Genomic DNA, 17,485 nt, shown 5'->3' on the forward strand with positions numbered 1-17,485 from the left:
CTTAAATTGCAGACTCGGGTATCCATGTTCAATCCATGGCTACTTAAATTGCAGACTCGGGTATCCATGTTCAATCCATGGCTACTTAAATTGCAAAAAAAATCCCGCTAAGCTTAACGCCTAGCGGGATTTTTTTGTATTTCATACTGACCTTACAGCTGACAAAGATCCTCTTCCATATCATTGCGTAGATGCCCCTGCCCAGTGGACTCAAGCACCGCTCTCCAATAATCTGACTTCACATTCAGCTTCTTCCTTTTCAGCGTAACGAGATCAAGGGGCAAATGTACATAACGAGCCTGAAGTCTACTGATAACCATGTCCGTCTTGCCCGCCATTGCTGCATGCACAGCGTGCTGCCCTAAAAATCCGCAATAGACACAATCATTTGCGTTAGCCGGAACTGAGCGGATGATATAACTCGGATCAATAAATTTAAGAGTGAAATCTTTATCAACTTTCTTGAAATGCTCCTTAACACGCTTGATTAGCATAGTGCAGATATCGCAGAGAACAGGGTTGCCGGAAGCATCTTTTTCACCTGTATATTCACACTGTTCCTGCCCCGCACCCTCTGCGCAGACAATTACAGCGTGCTGCCTATCATCAAGCCTTTTCTCAAGAGACCTGAGCAGTCCATATTCACCGTCAAACTCGAACGGATGCTCAGGAACGAGCACAAAATTTACATCTTTCAGAGCAAGAGTCGCTTGGGCCGCAATAAAGCCTGACTCGCGTCCCATGAGTTTTACCAGGCCAATGCCGTTTACAACGCCTAAAGACTCAACATGGGCCGACTGTATGGCTTCTGTGGCCTTATCGACAGCAGTATCGAACCCGAAAGACTTAGTGACGAAGCCAATATCGTTATCAATAGTCTTTGGGATACCAATGATAGATATGCGAACATTACGTTTATTAATTTCCGCCACAATCTTTTGAGCGGCGCGCATTGTACCATCTCCACCAATCATGAAGAGAACACTGATATTCAAGCGTTCAAGCGCATCAACAATCTCTTCGGGGTCCTGTGGACCACGCGAAGAACCGAGCATAGTGCCACCGAACTGATGAATATTTGCGACAGCTTCAGCAGTAAGCTCGACGACATCATGTCCATATTTAGGAATAAAGCCCTGTAGCCCGAATTTGATACCGAGTACTGAGGACACTTTATAAAGATAGTGCGCTTCAAGAACAATGGAGCGGATTACATCGTTTAATCCCGGACAAAGTCCGCCACATGTAACAACAGCACACTTCGTTTTTGAAGGATCAAAATATGTTTTTGCGCGAGGGCCCGCCTTTTCAAATTCTTCATAAACGGTGTTGTCGTCAGTAAGGCCCATATCTTCTTCAGCAAGATTTACTAGCGTTCTATCTCCATCATCTATGAAGAAACAACGCTTCAGAGGTGAAGGAATTTTTGCGGTTCCGAGAACTGCAATATCGGTATCCAGTAACTTATTTTTTTTTCTAGCTTTCTTTATCACTTTTAAACTCCTCCGAGCATATCGCCCGGCCTTCATGAGTTGGAGAAATTAACGTATTTCACCCTGAATCAACGGGGTCCAAATGGCGGGTTCATTTGCTAGAATGGAATCCCTTACCGGTAGTTCCATTGGATGAGGAAGACTGTTTACAACACTTCCTGCCTGAGTCCACCACAAATAAAATCCCTTACCTTCAAGGTATCGGCAATAAAGTTTTAAAGCCCCTCTTTGGCAAACTTCATCATACAAACGAAACGAGCCTTTTCCGGCTTTGTAAATCCCGTTCTTAGGATTCAACAACTCCCAGTCAGAACCCTCTACTTTTGAAAATTCTTTTCCGTCTAAAGTGCTATAGTAGCGAGTTTTCGAATCCAGGTCACGAACTCTGAGCATTTTATTTGTTGCGGAATATGAAACAATGAACATGGGTCTTCCGAAATGTTCTGCAACCCTCCAGCGGTCAACTCCCGTAGAATAAACCAAAGAACCATCTTTTTCATATATCCATGAAGGAGACTCTTTCATGGCATCTGACTTTTTAACCAAAGCCCGCTTACGAAGATCCCAGTAAACATCCTTACCATCTTCACGTTGCAGGCAGACAACATAGCCGGCCAGCCTTGCGGAATCGAAAGGGCCACCGGGAACATCATCAGTGTTAATAAAAGACTGGTTATTCATGCCCCACATAGTAACCTTACCCGAAGCTTCAGCCGTAATAAGAATACCCTGCCCCGGGGTATAACCAAGGAATAAAGGAGTTCCCTCTAGAACGGACATCTCTTTTAAAGGACCATTCGAAGGGCCATATAAAAGAGCATTGAAACTATCTATGATTCCTAGCCAGTCACCCGTTCTGGAAATATCCATCATTTTAACGGGGCCATGCTCAACAGGAATATCACCGGGTATCCGCGTGCAAGTTTTTAAATCAAAAATATTTATCTTATCGCCAACACTGTCAGTAGCAGCAAGCATCGGACTTCCCGGAGCATACGCAACAAGCATTGCGCCCTTTCCAGATGGCAACCTCATTTTTTTACAAGGATAGTTGCTCCACAACCGAATAGACCCATCATATAAAGCGGCCGCAAGCCCCTCTTCGTCTCCAGAGTAAGCAGAAACTCCTCCGGCAATTATAGGAACAGCTTTTTCACGGATAACTGAAATATACAGCTTATCTTCAAGCCCTTCAAAAGGTGGAAGATACAGTTTTCCTGTGCTGACGTACTTCTTGGCAAGCTGCTGTTTAACATACGCTTTTAAGGATTTAGTCGTACCCTTTTTCAGCTGCGGCGGGAAATCAATGTAGCTTTGCCCAACCCGCTCAGTTATATCTGCATGGGAGAGTGTTGGTATGCTGAAAAGCATCACAAGAACTAGCAAAGTATAAATCTGAGCCTGTAAAATTCTGGCTGTCATTCCAGTTGTTCCTCGTACTTCTTGTCTGTAAATTTGGGAAGTTAGGCTTAATTTACTCACTGATTCCATCAATCCATGTTGCCGTCTGATCTAATACCGAGCCAAGAGCTTCTTGAGCTGCTTCTGCAAGTGACTTACCCGCCAAAGTTTTAACTGGCGCTGAACCGGCAATAAGCTTTCTGGCAAGCAGCTTTTTACCGGAGCTATCCCAGAGTGAATACCTGACTGCAACTTTAAAAAAATCGCTAGAGCTTCGTTGCACTTCAAAGGCCATAATGACACCCGATAAAATAAAATCATTACTAGGTCCGGGACGGTATGGCGCAACGACTTCGTAATTCTTCATACAGCCAAGAGCCGTTTCCGTTGCAATATCAAATATTTCGCAAGGTGTTCCTTCCCAGCTCCATCTATAATCAGGCTTTAAAACTGGACCCTTCGCGATGATCACGGTTTCGCGATCAAGAGCCGGAAGACTTGTAAATCTCTTTACTGCCAGTGTTGGAAGGCTGGAGTTTACATCTTCACAAGTTGCATTAAGTTCAAAATTTGAACCAACTCGGAGATATGAAGTCTCTACAGATTTACCGCCTATACACCCGCTCGTTAGCACCGCGCTACAAAGCAATATTATACTTAAAAAAGATTTTATCATTTACCAGCTCCTGAAGGCGGATTTAGCACCTGCCACGGACGCTCACGAAGCGATCGGGCTAATCTGTTCATTTCTCTAGATAGGCGATTTACATTCACGAGAATAGCTTCAATCTCTTCCTGATCATATTCAATATTTTTGCGTAGATCAGTAGTAAGACCGTCAATTCCATCCACAGCTCTTGTAACCTCACCATTCATATTTCCCAGAGTATACTTCATCTCGGTTTCAAGTGTCTCGAGAACATTTTCAACCTTATTTAAAGTTCCCGCGAAGTCACCAGTAATAACTTCAAGGCTTTTAGTTCCAGATTTAATTCCACTGGCAGTAGTCCTTGAAAGATCCGCCCAGTCTTTGCGGAAAGCAACGAAGGTAGCATTACTCTCTTTCAGAACACTAGTAGCCATTTTCAACGTTTGCTCCAGATACTCTCTATTTGCACCTGAAAACAACATTTCAAGACCTTCAGCGGCCCTTTCAAGCTTTGGAGCTATTGCCGCAACAGCTTTACCAATTTCAGCGGCAACAGCACTCATACTCATGGTGATAGCTGCTGGGATAAGGGCTCCGTCCGTTAATCTAGGGCCAGCCTGGGCTTGGAGTTCGAGCAAAATATAATTATCACCAACCAGACCTTTCTGAGTGATCGTTGCAACTGTTCCCTCGTATAGAGGAAAGTCTTGATCGATATTGATAACTACTCGTATTTTGCCGGGGTTATCCTTATCGACCGCGATGCTTCCGACCTTACCGACACTGAGTCCTGCATACTTTACAGGACGTCCGGAGGTTAGATCTTTAACATTACGGAACACAATATTATAACTTGAGTAGTCGGAGAAAAAATCGTGACCGCCCAGAAAAACAATAAAAATACCAAGCACTGTCATACCAGCCAGTCCGGCTAATAGTGCTTTAATTATATCAGTTCTTGAACTGCGCGGATTCAAAACCATTTCAACCTCCGATAAATCATACTCTACTTCTAAACGTAACTGACCGTTGCATTGAATTATCAATTTCAGTCGGTCTTCTTTCTAGAAAATCAATTAAATATTCATCATCTGACTCTTTGAGTCCTGGCAAATCGCCCTGATATAAGCACTTACCCTGATGCAACACCACGACATGATCTGCAATATTAAATAAACTATCCAAATCGTGCGTCACAACAACAGTAGTAACGTTAAATGTCTCTTTGAGCTTCAATATCAGCTGATCAAGATCTGCCGCACTTATAGGATCAAGCCCTGATGACGGTTCATCGCAAAGCAAAGTAGTCGGGTCCATTACCATTGCACGTGCGAGCCCTGCCCTTTTCCGCATACCGCCGGAGAGCTGACTCGGGAAATAATGTGTAAAATCACCAAGCCCGACCATTCTGAGCTTCATTTGCACAACTTCTTCAATTATTTCATCTGGAAGCTCAGTGTGCTCCTGCAGCGGCAAAGCCACATTTTCACCCAATGTCAATGATCCAAGCATGGCCCCATCCTGAAACAAAACCCCCATACGTGTGCGGATAAGCCTGAGCTCATCTTGATCTTTAAGATTTGTAAGGCTTGTAGCGCCTAAAAATATTTCACCCGAAACAGGAACATTTAAACCTAAAATGTGGCGAAGCAAAGTAGATTTACCGCAACCTGAACCACCTAGAATCACACTGATTTTTCCCGCTGGCAGTACTGCATTAAGATTTTCCATAAGAACATTACCCGGATACCCGAGGCTTAGTTCTTTTAGTGTTATGTCTTGCGCTAGGCGTGATACTTTCATGATAAATCAGCGGAACATAAAGTTCAGTGTTGTAAAAAATAAATCTAAAAGAATAATCATAAATATTGAAATAACTACTGAATTTGTAGTTTTTCGACCTACATCAGCAGCCCCTTCTCGAGCTAGAAATCCTTGCCAACACCCGATCACTGTGATCGAAACTGCAAAAGCTCCACTTTTAACGAGTCCTGCAAAAACATCACGCAACTGTAAAAATTCAACTGTATTATTGAAATATGTCGTTTCATTAATTCCGAGAGCAAGAGAAGAAAATATACCACCCGAAACTATGCCCACAAAATCGGCCCAAACTGTGAGGCAAGGAACCATTATCAACATAGCAATAAGCTTCGGGACAACAAGAAAACGAACAGGTTCAATGCCCATTACTTCTAAGGCATCAATCTCTTCGGAAATTTGCATGGTAGCTATTTCGGCTGTAAAGGCTGCACCGGAACGTCCGGTGATAATAATTGCGGTAAGAAGTGGTCCCAGTTCGTTAATAATAGTTACACCAACGAGATTAGCAACATAGCTGATAGCACCAACTTTTTCGAGCTGCTGCGCTGACTGGAGAGCCAGAATGATTCCTGTACAGGCAGAAATAACACTTACGATGGGAATGGAATCGGCCCCGACATTTGCGAGGTCCTTATAAAGCTTTTTGCGGTAAAAAGACTTTTTAGGTTTTATGCTCAGACGCATGCATCCCAATAATCTGGAAACCATCCAAGCCAGCACCTGCAACCCTTTCATAGCGCATCTACTCCATGCCGAATAAAGATTTCACCTGAGTAAGATGCAGAAGCCTGTCGACCTGCTCTGTAACTGAAATAATTACAACGGTACGATCTCTTTGCATCAGAATTCTGCGTAATTCAATTAATGAAGCAAGTCCTGAGCTATCCAAATATTCAAGTTTTGAAAGATCAACCCTGACTTCTCCAGTACTGACCTCAATAAATTTATGCAGTTCTTTTCTTAGTGCAGGAGTACCTGTGAAATCAATTTCACCGCTAATTTTAATAAGCGATTCTTCAACAGTAACTTCCAATTCATAACCAGACCCCATATATCTCTCCTTAAATTTCACCCTATATTGGCTCAATCCACCTAAGATTTGTAAATTTCAACCACAGTTGTATCATCATTAGGAGGGGTTTTACCTCTCCATTTTGACACAGCTTTCAACAGCTCCTTCCCTACAGGAGGGGCATCGAACCCTCGTAGTGCTTCTGCAAGACGCTCAGTCCCAAAAAAGCCGCCATCTTTATTTCTAGCTTCATCTACTCCGTCTGTTACGACGATAAGAGACTGACCTTTTTCAATCGTAATTTCTGTCATGCCAAACTCACCGTCACTGAGAATTCCTATAGGAAGTCCTGAAGGTCTGAACATTTCAGTGACCGCGCCGTCAGCCACTAGCAGTGGAGCAGGATGTCCGGCAATTGAATAGCTACAAACCCCAGTATCCGGTTCATAGCGGGCAAGCATCATTGTAGCAAAGACCTCGCCACCCATAAATTCATAAGCGGCACTGTTTATCTCTTCCATCATCTTACCCGTAGGAAGCTCTTTTGAAGCTGCGGCTCTTATCCTTGTCCACAAAGCCGACATTATAAGTGCGGCAGGCAGTCCCTTACCCGCGACATCTGCTACATAAACGTACCAGCTTCCATCTGAATTCGGTATAAAATCGTATAAATCTCCGCCCACAAACTGAGCTGGGACAGAATTCCCCCAAATATAATTACCGCCCTCTAGCACAGGCTGCTTTGGGCTAAACTGTCTCTGTATACGTGAGGCTGCTTCAAGCTGCGTTTCAAACTTCTGCTGATCCAGTCGTTGAATCAACAGTTCGGATCTAACAAGAGCGACACCTGCCAAATGACCGAAACTCTCAAGTAGCTCTTGATCCTCTATATTGAAGCAATCTTTCGCACTTGAATTAAGAACCTGAACGACACCTTGCAGTTCACCTTTATGAATTACAGGGACACAAAGAATGCAGCGCGTTTCAAATCCAGTTTTCTTATCAGCTTCGCGCGAAAATCTTTCGTCATTTTGAGCATCGACTACATTCAGAGATACTTTATGCTCTGCAACCCAACCAGCTATTCCTTTTCCTAAAGGCAACTCGATGCGAGTCTTTAGGATGTCCATCTTCACGTCGCTGAGCACATCATTCATTGCTAGAGCGAACTCAAGAACATTCTTTTCTCTATTATAAAGCATAATCGAAGAGGCTTCCGCACCTGTTACATCTTGTGCAAGTCGTAACAACTGTGGCAGCAGGTCAACTAAGGAATCAATGCTTGCCAAAACTTCGTTTGCCTGAATCAATTTTTTTAATCTACCTGCCTGATTACTCAAAACCTTCTCCTCATTTAAAACGGCCTGTTTGTCGCTAATTAAAGCCTATTTTAAACTTTCCCTTATTGATTAGTCACCTAGGGCATTATTACTTATTGCAAAGCAAGAGCTTACACTATTTTCAATGTACTTTAAATTAGTAAAAACTACTTGCTCCAAGTATTTACTTCTGGCTTAGGCCAATTGCGGACCGCTTCAGCTAGTTCTTCAACAGTCGCCGTAGCCGCGCCAACCTGTCCAACCACTATTCCGGCAGCATAGTTGGCGAGCACAGCAGAAGTTAATGGATCCAGCCCTGACGCAAGACCAAGTCCAAGTGTAGCTATTACCGTATCACCAGCGCCAGTCACATCAAATACTTTCTGCGCAAAAGTCGGAACATGCTTAACTACATCTCTGGACTCGAAAAGAGCCATTCCATCTCCGCCAAGTGTAATAAGAAGATGCGTCGGATCAAGTCTATCAAACAATTTTTTACCGACTTTAAGTACATCATCCCTGCTTTTAATCGTCATACCCGCGCCTTCTGCGGCTTCTTTCGCGTTCGGGGTAAGCAGATTCACGCCTTTATATTGATCGTAATTTACAGTCTTAGGATCTACCAAAACATGCGGGCTATGATCTTTACTTTTCAGCAGTTCCCAAAACCTATCAAAAAACTTTTGAGAAAGAGTGCCTTTGCCGTAATCTGATAAAATCACAACACTATAGTCACATATTTCTGTATCTAAAAATGCAAACAGCAAGTCCATATGAGAAACAGAAAACTCATCTGTTTTTTCTCTATCGACCCTGACCATCTGCTGATTATGAGCCATTACCCTAGTTTTTTTAGTGGTCGGTCTATCGTCAGATTCATAAAGACTGCATGGGATACCGGAATCAACGCAAAGCTTGTTGAATACCTGTCCCTCAGCGTCAGCCCCGACAAATCCAGTCAAATGCGGTTCCCCGCCGAGTGCGACAATGTTGCGAGCCACATTACCAGCTCCGCCAAGAAGATACTTTTCCTCTGTGACTTGAACAACAGGAACTGGAGCTTCAGGAGAAATTCGGTCGACAGATCCGATCACATAATGATCGAGCATAACATCCCCGATAATCAAAACCTTCTGACCTTTCAGCTTAGGCAATACACTTAAAATTGTCTTATCCATATCTTGAAAAATCCTTATGTAACTTATCTTCGCAGCCAGTTCAGTTATATATCAAGCATCGCGACTATGCGCTTAAGCTCATCTTCAGACATATATTTAATAGTCAAACTACCTTTCTCAGGTGAACCGCTGAAAACGACTTTAGTCTCAAGCGATAATTCCAACTGATTCTTGAATTGCCTGAGCTTATCATCCATTTCTTTTGGTTCTTTCTTCTTTCGAGAAGCACCCTTTAGAGGAGCAGCAACTTCACCTTCTGGAAGTGATCCGTGCTCTTTGAAATAGGAAACAGTACTCTCTGCTTGCCTCACAGACAAACCATCAGAAAGAACTTTTCTAAACAACTCTCCCCGCGCTTCATCGTCAGCAATGGATATCAATGCACGTCCATGCCCAGCTGAAATCTCCCCTTTACCTATTGAGCTTTGAATCGGCTCAGAGAGGGTTAAGAGTCTCATTGAGTTAGAAAGCGTAGAACGGCTTTTCCCGACTTGTCCCGCCAGTTGCTCCTGACTTAGGCCAAATTTGGAAATTAGCTCCTGAAAACCTTTAGCTTCCTCAATAGGATTAAGATCTTCACGCTGTAGATTTTCGATAAGAGCAATGGCCATGCTCTCCAGATCCGTCATCTCTTTGACCAGCACAGGGATTTCAGATAGCCCCGCTAGCTTGGAAGCTCTTAAACGACGTTCACCTGCAACCAACTCAAAAGAATCCCGGCGTCCTGCAATTGGCCTTACTAATACGGGCTGCAATACACCTTTAGTTTTAATTGAATCTGCAAGATCTTTTAAAGCCTCAGGTGCAAATTCTTTGCGAGGCTGATTAGGATTTGCAATAATTCTACTTATATCTATCTGACGGGCATCCACTATTGATGCCGAATCCTTCTCATTTAATTTAGCCCCGCCAAGTAGTGCGTCAAGGCCTCTTCCGAGCCCTCCTGTTACACCTGCCATGGACATCTCCTTATTTTTTATGAACTTAAACCATAAAGGCAAAATTCGATCTAATATTTCCTTTGACTTGATTGAAACCGTGATTAATGTAGCGTCTGACCTTGTTACATTAAAATAAACGTCGGAGGCGACATGTCTAATCAAGATGATAGTCTTACAGAACTTTTCGATAAAAGCGGCAACCTCATCGGCGCCCTTCTTACTGCTGAATTATGGACTAAAGTTAAGCCGCATATTCTACCCCTTCTTCCTAAAGCTGAGCCGGAAGAACGCCCTGAGCCTATGAGTGCATGGGTTGAACTTAAGCAGTACTGGGATTTTTCCTACCCGATTGACTTAGACGTCAAATGTGATCACTGCGGCAGTACCACCGAACATTGGGAAATTGACTCTCCCCGCAAATTCAGGCTCGTATCCGCAAACCTTGGCGGCTTAGTTTCTTTTAAATGCTCTGAGTGTAAATCTCGTATAACAAAGCAACATTTTAAAGATAAAATAGTTACTAAGTGCACTCCCTTCATAGATGAAAAAGATAAAAACTTTGAAGCAAGATACAACTACTCAAACAAATAACAATCCTAAGCATTACTAGCCGTGACCTTATAAGGCCGACAACTCGTCGGCCTTTTTCTTTGTCAAAACATCTTCCATAGCGGCATGTCTTTTCACTACTTCCTGAGCAAGGCTTAAGTAGGCCAGCGCCCCATTCGATTTTGCATCATAGGAAATAGCCGGCTTACCAAAACTAGGAGCTTCGGAGAGTCTTACATTCCTTGGAATTATTGTTTCAAACAAGCTATCTGGAAAAGCTTTACGAACTTCGTTTTTAACTTGGCGCGCAAGCCTGTTGCGACGATCATACATCGTTAAAACAACGCCGAGCAGCTCGAGATCAGGATTCAATCTCTTCTTCACCAGCTCATATGTCATCAACAACTGAGCTACACCCTCAAGTGCATAATACTCGGTCTGCAGCGGAACCAAGAGTTCCCTTGCCGCGCAAAGAGCATTTACAGTGAGCAGACCAAGCGAGGGAGGACAATCAAATATGATGTAATCATAATTGTCTTCAACCTGATCGATCAACTCCCTAAGGTAATATTCACGCCCCATCTTATCTATCAATTCAATTTCTGCACCTACCAAGTTCTGACTTGCAGGCATAAGCGACAGAAATGGTATATCCGTCTGAAATATTGCTTCTTCCGCCCGTTCAGGCTGAAAGAGCACCGAGTAAACATTCTCTCTGGAATCTCCAGGATAAAAACCCAAACCGCTTGAGCCATTCCCCTGAGGGTCACAGTCCACCAGTAAGACTTTCTTTTCCATTACCGCCAAAGAGGCTGAAAGGTTAATAGAAGTCGTTGTTTTACCGACTCCACCTTTCTGATTTGCTACTACTATTCTTTTTGCCACTGAAAACCACCTTGTTCACGATATTCCAATTTTCATGTTTCACGTGAAACATCACGTCAAAAGCAGACACGAAAACAACATAATGGAAATTAGACCGAAACCAAGTTTAAATCAAGAAATCAAAAAACAAAAAAAGACAAAACAAAACACCCTCTCACCTGCTCATCAAACCTAACAACCTAAATTAAAATACATAAAACAATAATGGCTATTGATTAATAACTTTGATCATCACGCCAAAAAAAAGGGTCGCTGAATATCAGCGACCCCAAAACAAAAGCAATATAAACCTGAATACTAAACTTTATAATACTCTTTGTACCAATCAACAAACTTAGCGATACCTTCTTCAATAGTAGTGCAAGGCTTGAACCCTACATCCTTAAGAAGATCATCAACGTTAGCGTAAGTACATGGAACATCACCAGCCTGCAAAGGCATCATGTTCATCTGTGCCTTCTTACCTAGACACTCTTCTAAGACTTCGATGTAACGCATCAGCTCAGTAGGCTGATTGTTACCGACGTTGTAAATCTTAAATGGAGCAGGACTTGTACAAGGATCAGGAGCATCCCCAGACCAGTCAAGATTAGGCTTAGCAGGGCTTTTTAATACTCTGACAACCCCTTCAACGATATCATCAATGAAAGTGAAATCACGAAGCATTTTGCCGTGATTAAACACATTGATAGGCTCATTGTTAACAATCGCCTTAGTAAATAGGAACAATGCCATATCAGGTCTGCCCCAAGGTCCGTAAACAGTAAAGAACCTAAGGCCAGTTGTCGGGATATTGAAAAGATGACTATAGGAGTGAGCCATCAACTCATTGGACTTTTTAGTTGCAGCATACATGGAGATCGGATGATCAACATTATCGTGTGTGCTGAAAGGCATACTAGTGTTCAACCCATAAACCGAGCTTGATGATGCATAAGCAAGATGTTTAACACCGTTATGCCTACACCCTTCAAGGATATTCATGAAGCCGACAACATTTGAATCAATGTAAGCCTGCGGATTTTCGAGTGAATAGCGAACACCCGCCTGAGCAGCAAGGTTCACGACATGCGTGAACTGATGATCTGCAAAGAGCTTTTCCATGGCTGCTCTATCGGCCATATCCATGTAAGCAAAGGTGAAGTTCTCATGATCTTCAATCTGCTTTAGACGATTCTTTTTAACCTGAACGTCATAATAATCATTTAAAATATCAAGACCAATTACTTCGTGACCTTCAGACAGAAGGCGCTTTGAAAGGTGGAAGCCGATAAATCCGGCTGCACCGGTTACAAGAACTTTCATTCTTCGCTACTCTCTTTAATGTTTTTTGCATTTAACTCTTCCCGGTTGGCACTAGGCACCAACATCCTCATCAAATCAAGGGGAAGAGGGATTATGGTAGAAGATTTGCCTTCAGCAGACATTTCTCTGAGTGTCTGTAAATATCTAAGTTGCAATGCTTCAGGGTGAACGGAAAGAATCGAAGCAGCCTGAGATAATTTCTCAGAAGCCTGAAACTCACCAAGAGCATTAATCACCTTAGCTCTGCGTTCCCGCTCAGCTTCGGCCTGCTTAGCCATTGCTCGTTGCATTTCCTGCGGAAGATCAACGTATTTAAGCTCAACAGTGCTGACTTTAATTCCCCAAGGATCAGTATGAATATCCAGAATTTCCTGGATCTCATTATTAACTTTTTCCCTTTGAGATAGGATATCGTCAAGCTCGACGCCTCCACATACGCTACGCAAGGTGGTTTGGGCAAGCTGAGAAGTGGCGAACATAAAATCTTCAATCTCCAAAATAGCTTTCGTAGGATCTGTAACCCTGAAATAAACCACTGCATTAACCTTAATGCTGACATTATCTTTAGTAATTACGTCCTGACTAGGAACATCTAAAGTCATTATTCTAAGAGAGACTCTCACCATCTTATCAACCAATGGGATCAAGACGATCAGCCCGGGCCCCTTGGAATCAATCACCCTACCGAGCCTAAAAATCACGCCTCGCTCATACTCATTTAAGACTTTGAGTGCAGTGATAAGAAAAAAAACGAGAAATAAAACCATAGGAATCATATAAGTCATGTCATCCTCCAGAGTTATAAATTGAAATTAGGAAATATTAATTACTGTCAAAGTAAGTCCTTCAGAGCTGATAACTCTAACCTTAGACCCGACATCCAAATCAGCCCCTTCTTCAGCGATGGCGTTCCATATTTCTCCGCGAACCCGGACCTTTAACTTGTTACTATCAATCAACAGCACCTTTCCCTCAAGACCAGCCATACTCTGCATGCCCACGCCGGGCTTTCTGGTATGGGCCTTTGCAACCAAATAGATCACTAGTGCGGCAAAAAGAGAAAACGAGAACACAGTTCCGAGAATCGTTCCGAGTGGAATTTGATCAACCTCATCACCGCGAAATAGAGCTTTAGAGCCTATGAAAAGACTGATGATCGCGGCTACGCTGAGCAAACCATAACTGGTAATAAACGCTTCTAATATGAATAATACAGCACCGAATACCAGCAAAAGCAGCCCTACGGCGTTGGTCGGGAGGATGGACATAGCATATAATGCAGTAACAAGGCTGAAACCTCCAAGAACTCCCGGTAGGATAGCCCCGGGATTAAGGATCTCAAAAAACAACCCGATAATACCGGCAACAAGTAGCAAATACGCAACCTGCGGATTAAGTAGCCACGACAAAACAGAATAAGAAAAACCTGCATCAAAAGGAGCCAACGAATAGCCCTCTTTAGAAAATTTTACTCGCTTACCATCAATCGTAGCTCCTCTAGCCCCCAACTGCTCAAGAAAATCTTCTGCAGAAACAGCTATGAAATCGACTACATTTAACGTTGCGGCGCCCTGAGCATCGATAGTTACGCTTTTATCAACCGCATCAGCATACCACTTGATATTCCTACCTCTTTTCTTCGCAATGCTTGTGATCAAACTAATTAGATCATTCTTGATCTTTGTGTTCATAGTTGTCGGCAGATCATCACCGGAAGATAACACGGGTGAAGCGGCCCCGATTGTAGTGCCCGGAGCCATCGCAGAGACGTCAGACGCAGCGACAATAAATGTGCCTGCGGATGCGGCATGTGAGCCATCTGGCCCTACCCAGATACATATAGGGATAGGCGATTTCATCAAAATTTTTACGATATCACGCATGGAAGAAGTCAAACCGCCAGGAGTATCTAATCGCAACAAAATCAAGTCATGCTCATCATCACGAGCCTCTAAAGCGAGATCTTCAATAAAACTGACCTGCGCAGGAGTGATAGCCCCCTCAATCTGGCCATAAAGAACACTGACGTTGGAATCATTCGAGTCATTCGCATGAGATAAAACAGTCATGAATGTGATAATCACGCACGCGATAATCATACATGAACAAGATTTAATGAATTGCTTGAAAAATAACATATGCATTCTCCCTGCAGATAGCTTTTGTAATCCATCATGCCAAATAGCAAAGCATAAGGAAACAAAACATTCAAAATAATGAACGCACCACTACCTTTGCCCGCAAGAGGCAAAAAATCACTCAGCTCTAAAAATAGAGGAAATCGCTGAACGGAATAGATAAAAGCTGTAATTTTTGAGCACCCTATTCGTTAAAAAAGAGGAAGCCGTAAAAGCGGAATAGATAAAAGCTGTTGCTCTTCTGGAGGTAGGACTTTCAAGAAATCAGGATCTTGCAAAACAATAACCTGCACACCATTAACGTGCACAGAAGATGCATTTGCCGGAGCTTCAGGAGCAATAATAGAGCAGGCTTGTGAACCGAAACAAGCAACAAAACGCACACCGTAGGACCGAACACCCTGCCAAAAAACATCAGTGTTGTTTTCAAGCTCAGATCCATTCCATGTTGTGCATGGCCAAAAAGAAATGGCTCCCTTTGGCAAGCCCATGTAGCCAATCAAAGATTGAAACAATTTGCGCCTTGCAGGGTCAGCGTCACCGGAAAGATCCTGTGCGAGCTGAGGATATGTCCAAAAAATTTGTAAACGAGGCGTAATGCGTGAAGCAAGTTGACACCACGGAGCAGGCCATGAACCAGCATCTGGATGACAAACGGGTGTTTGCGAAGGCTTACTCGGGGTAGGCGGAACTCGGGAAGACTTCAGAGGCGGCGTTTCCTGCTTAAAATGGCTTGGCATTGGCGCGGCGGCCGTCCTGCTGACAGGAGAGGAGTGTGGGCTATTTTGAAGGGGTGCGCTATTTGGTACGTCAGATTGAGCATGTACGGGCTGCTGCGCAGGATTCTGCTTAGCCGCAATACTCTGCCCTGCAGGCCTAACGCCTTTCTGCTTTACAGCTTGCTCAAGTTTCTCAAGACCGGGAAAAGCTTCTTTGTAAACAAAACGAAGCCCATTATTGTACCATGGTCTGAGGCTTTCAAGCACATTTAATTCTGCAGAAGGAGATCCCATATTCGCCACGCTATTTCTGTTTTAGGAAGATTAGGCCATTCTTCGGCCCGACCAGTCTTGTCTAAAACATAAACGGAATTAGTGGAAGACTCAAATCCAGCTCCGGGAATATTTATTGGATTCGCAATAATCATATCAAGATTTTTAGCTGCAAGTTTACCCGCAGCGGCTTCGTGAATATTTGAAGTCTCAGCGGCAAAACCGATAAGCTCCTGATCATCGCGTTTAACTGATCCGAGTGTTTTTAGAATATCAGGGTTAGATTCAAAATCTACACGAAGTGAATTCTGACTAGCTTTCTTAAACTTGCTATCTCCATGAGGTATAGGACGGAAATCAGCAACGGCGGCAGTAAGACATCCTGTTGTGCACTCGGGCCAAACGGTTGTGGCGGCTTCGTACATTTCAAGCGCAGTGTCCACTTTGATAACATTCACATCTTCTGGAAACCACCAGTTCACAGGGCCGGAAACAACAGTTACTTTTGCACCTCTGAGCCAAGCGGCCATTGCGATGCATGCGCCCATAAGCCCAGACGAAGGGTTGGACCAAAATCTGACTGCGTCCCATTTTTCACGGGTAGGTCCGAGAGTGATAAGAACATGTTTGCCACTCATATCTTGTGGAGAAACAGCCCTGAGAGAGTGTGCAAAAATTGATTCGAGAGGAGCAAGTCGCCCTCTTCCGTAATCACCACAAGCAACATCTCCACAATCAGGGCCGATGAATTCAACTCCGCGATTGGCTAGCAAAGCGCAGTTATCGACAGTCGCAGGTGCATCCCACATTGCGGGGTTCATGGCTGGAGCAACTAGCTTAGGTCCGGGAAAAGCTAAAGACTGACAGGAAAGCATATCGTCTGCCAAACCGTAGGCCATCTTAGCAAGAGTGGAAGCAGTAGCGGGAGCTATAACTAAAGCGTCCGCAGCCTGACCCGGCTCAAGATGACCGAAAATTTCATCACCGGCTGGAAACATAGAGTCCCAGACTTTAAACGCACCAAGGGGTTCAAAACTGAACCCCTTGATAAATTCCTGTGCACCCGAGGTGAGCGTAACACTGACTTCTATCCCGGCTTTACGGTACATCCGCAAAAGATCCAGAGACTTATAAGCTGCAACACTTCCGCAAACGCCAAGGTGTATCCGTTTCCCTAGGAAACAGTCAAAATTAAGATGATCATTCATTATTTGATATTCTGTTCAAGAACCCCGCCACCGTCGCGAAGAGATTCAGCTTTAAGTTCTACAGCGTAGATTTCTACTTCTGTGTTGTATGAACCGTCTGTGATGCGGATCATGCAGCTCTTATAAGGCTTCTTGAAAACGATAGTAGACATGCTGGAAATAATGGAGCTTTCTTTAGTCCAGTTATCTTTTGCCATCTGGTTAACGAAAAAGTCGATAAGGGACTGATTCTCAACACGGCCTTTCATTACGATCATGCCGGTTTTGAATTCGCTGTTTTCATAGATGAAAGTTCTATCTGGAACACGGCTGAGTTCATTAGGAACTGCAATGTCGTCAAATTCTGTATAAGGAACAAATTCTTCGTAGCTCTCAACTGCACCGGAATTGGAAACAACAGGTGCTTCGCTGTTAGGTGTCTTAGTCCCAACACAAGCAAACAACTGCATAGCCAACATGGAAACGAGTAAGACTTTAATAATATTACGCATATTCATACCTCCAATAATAAAAAATAAAAGCAAATTGAAATTTAGGCTCGCCTTTCTAAAGCAACACAGGGATCAAACGCAAAAATTAGTACTTATACAA

General features: G+C 43.4%; 18 protein-coding genes. 1 reads left to right on the forward strand and 17 read right to left on the reverse strand.

The features are described 5' to 3' along the window. Positions 1-152 precede the first annotated feature (152 nt). From BR06_RS0109240 to BR06_RS0109285, 10 genes are all read right to left on the reverse strand, one after another. The gene (locus tag BR06_RS0109240; RefSeq protein WP_235727701.1) at positions 153-1,493 is read right to left on the reverse strand and encodes an ATP-dependent 6-phosphofructokinase; all 1,341 of its coding nucleotides are present in this window, start codon (positions 1,491-1,493) and stop codon (positions 153-155) included. A 48-nt stretch (positions 1,494-1,541) separates the two neighbouring features. After that, complete coding sequence (locus BR06_RS0109245) at positions 1,542-2,915, reverse strand: WD40 repeat domain-containing protein (protein ID WP_031482245.1); 1,374 nt, start codon at positions 2,913-2,915, stop codon at positions 1,542-1,544. A gap of 52 nt (positions 2,916-2,967) precedes the next feature. After that, positions 2,968-3,570, reverse strand: a complete 603-nt coding sequence (locus BR06_RS0109250; RefSeq protein WP_031482247.1) for a hypothetical protein — start codon at positions 3,568-3,570, stop codon at positions 2,968-2,970. Next, the gene (locus BR06_RS0109255; protein WP_031482249.1) at positions 3,567-4,526 is read right to left on the reverse strand and encodes an MlaD family protein; all 960 of its coding nucleotides are present in this window, start codon (positions 4,524-4,526) and stop codon (positions 3,567-3,569) included. The genes BR06_RS0109250 and BR06_RS0109255 overlap by 4 nt, the downstream gene beginning before the upstream one ends. Before the next feature lie 16 nt (positions 4,527-4,542). Continuing rightward, positions 4,543-5,346: an ABC transporter ATP-binding protein gene (locus tag BR06_RS0109260; protein WP_031482251.1), complete on the reverse strand. Its 804-nt coding sequence runs from the start codon at positions 5,344-5,346 to the stop codon at positions 4,543-4,545. 6 nt (positions 5,347-5,352) lie between these two features. Next, on the reverse strand, positions 5,353-6,102 hold the full coding sequence (locus tag BR06_RS0109265; protein WP_031482253.1) for an MlaE family ABC transporter permease: 750 nt from the start codon (positions 6,100-6,102) through the stop codon (positions 5,353-5,355). 7 nt (positions 6,103-6,109) lie between these two features. After that, positions 6,110-6,418, reverse strand: coding sequence for an STAS domain-containing protein (locus tag BR06_RS0109270; RefSeq protein ID WP_031482255.1), 309 nt, complete (start codon positions 6,416-6,418; stop codon positions 6,110-6,112). Positions 6,419-6,459: 41 nt separating this feature from the next. After that, positions 6,460-7,719 carry a GAF domain-containing SpoIIE family protein phosphatase gene (locus tag BR06_RS0109275; protein WP_031482257.1) on the reverse strand — a complete coding sequence of 420 codons (1,260 nt, stop codon included), beginning with the start codon at positions 7,717-7,719 and terminating at the stop codon, positions 6,460-6,462. 146 nt (positions 7,720-7,865) lie between these two features. Beyond that, a complete protein-coding gene (gene rfaE1, locus BR06_RS0109280; protein ID WP_031482259.1) occupies positions 7,866-8,876 on the reverse strand; it encodes a D-glycero-beta-D-manno-heptose-7-phosphate kinase in 1,011 nt (336 codons plus the stop codon). A 44-nt stretch (positions 8,877-8,920) separates the two neighbouring features. Next, complete coding sequence (locus BR06_RS0109285) at positions 8,921-9,835, reverse strand: ParB/RepB/Spo0J family partition protein (protein WP_031482261.1); 915 nt, start codon at positions 9,833-9,835, stop codon at positions 8,921-8,923. A 132-nt stretch (positions 9,836-9,967) separates the two neighbouring features. On the opposite strand from BR06_RS0109285, the gene BR06_RS0109290 reads away from it, so the two are divergent. Then, complete coding sequence (locus BR06_RS0109290) at positions 9,968-10,408, forward strand: hypothetical protein (protein WP_031482263.1); 441 nt, start codon at positions 9,968-9,970, stop codon at positions 10,406-10,408. 27 nt (positions 10,409-10,435) lie between these two features. On the opposite strand, the gene BR06_RS0109295 is transcribed toward BR06_RS0109290, so the two are convergent. The 7 genes from BR06_RS0109295 to BR06_RS0109325 all read right to left on the reverse strand — a co-directional run bounded on the left by BR06_RS0109295 (position 10,436) and on the right by BR06_RS0109325 (position 17,385). Continuing rightward, positions 10,436-11,251: a ParA family protein gene (locus BR06_RS0109295; protein WP_051676989.1), complete on the reverse strand. Its 816-nt coding sequence runs from the start codon at positions 11,249-11,251 to the stop codon at positions 10,436-10,438. A gap of 297 nt (positions 11,252-11,548) precedes the next feature. Continuing rightward, positions 11,549-12,556 carry an NAD-dependent epimerase gene (locus tag BR06_RS0109300; RefSeq protein ID WP_031482267.1) on the reverse strand — a complete coding sequence of 336 codons (1,008 nt, stop codon included), beginning with the start codon at positions 12,554-12,556 and terminating at the stop codon, positions 11,549-11,551. Next, positions 12,553-13,341 (reverse strand): slipin family protein, encoded by a 789-nt coding sequence (locus BR06_RS0109305; protein ID WP_031482269.1) that lies wholly within the window; start codon positions 13,339-13,341, stop codon positions 12,553-12,555. Before BR06_RS0109305 ends, BR06_RS0109300 begins: the two co-directional genes overlap by 4 nt. 27 nt (positions 13,342-13,368) lie before the next feature. Beyond that, the gene (locus BR06_RS0109310) at positions 13,369-14,694 is read right to left on the reverse strand and encodes an NfeD family protein (protein ID WP_235727702.1); all 1,326 of its coding nucleotides are present in this window, start codon (positions 14,692-14,694) and stop codon (positions 13,369-13,371) included. A gap of 191 nt (positions 14,695-14,885) precedes the next feature. Further along, complete coding sequence (locus BR06_RS0109315) at positions 14,886-15,707, reverse strand: hypothetical protein (protein ID WP_031482273.1); 822 nt, start codon at positions 15,705-15,707, stop codon at positions 14,886-14,888. Beyond that, the gene (coaBC, locus tag BR06_RS0109320; protein ID WP_031482275.1) at positions 15,683-16,894 is read right to left on the reverse strand and encodes a bifunctional phosphopantothenoylcysteine decarboxylase/phosphopantothenate--cysteine ligase CoaBC; all 1,212 of its coding nucleotides are present in this window, start codon (positions 16,892-16,894) and stop codon (positions 15,683-15,685) included. The genes BR06_RS0109315 and coaBC overlap by 25 nt, the downstream gene beginning before the upstream one ends. After that, positions 16,894-17,385: a hypothetical protein gene (locus BR06_RS0109325; protein ID WP_031482277.1), complete on the reverse strand. Its 492-nt coding sequence runs from the start codon at positions 17,383-17,385 to the stop codon at positions 16,894-16,896. The genes coaBC and BR06_RS0109325 overlap by 1 nt, the downstream gene beginning before the upstream one ends. Between the last annotated feature and the right edge of the window lie 100 nt (positions 17,386-17,485).

The organism is Maridesulfovibrio frigidus DSM 17176 (assembly GCF_000711735.1).
Classification (GTDB): Bacteria; Desulfobacterota; Desulfovibrionia; order Desulfovibrionales; family Desulfovibrionaceae; genus Maridesulfovibrio; species Maridesulfovibrio frigidus.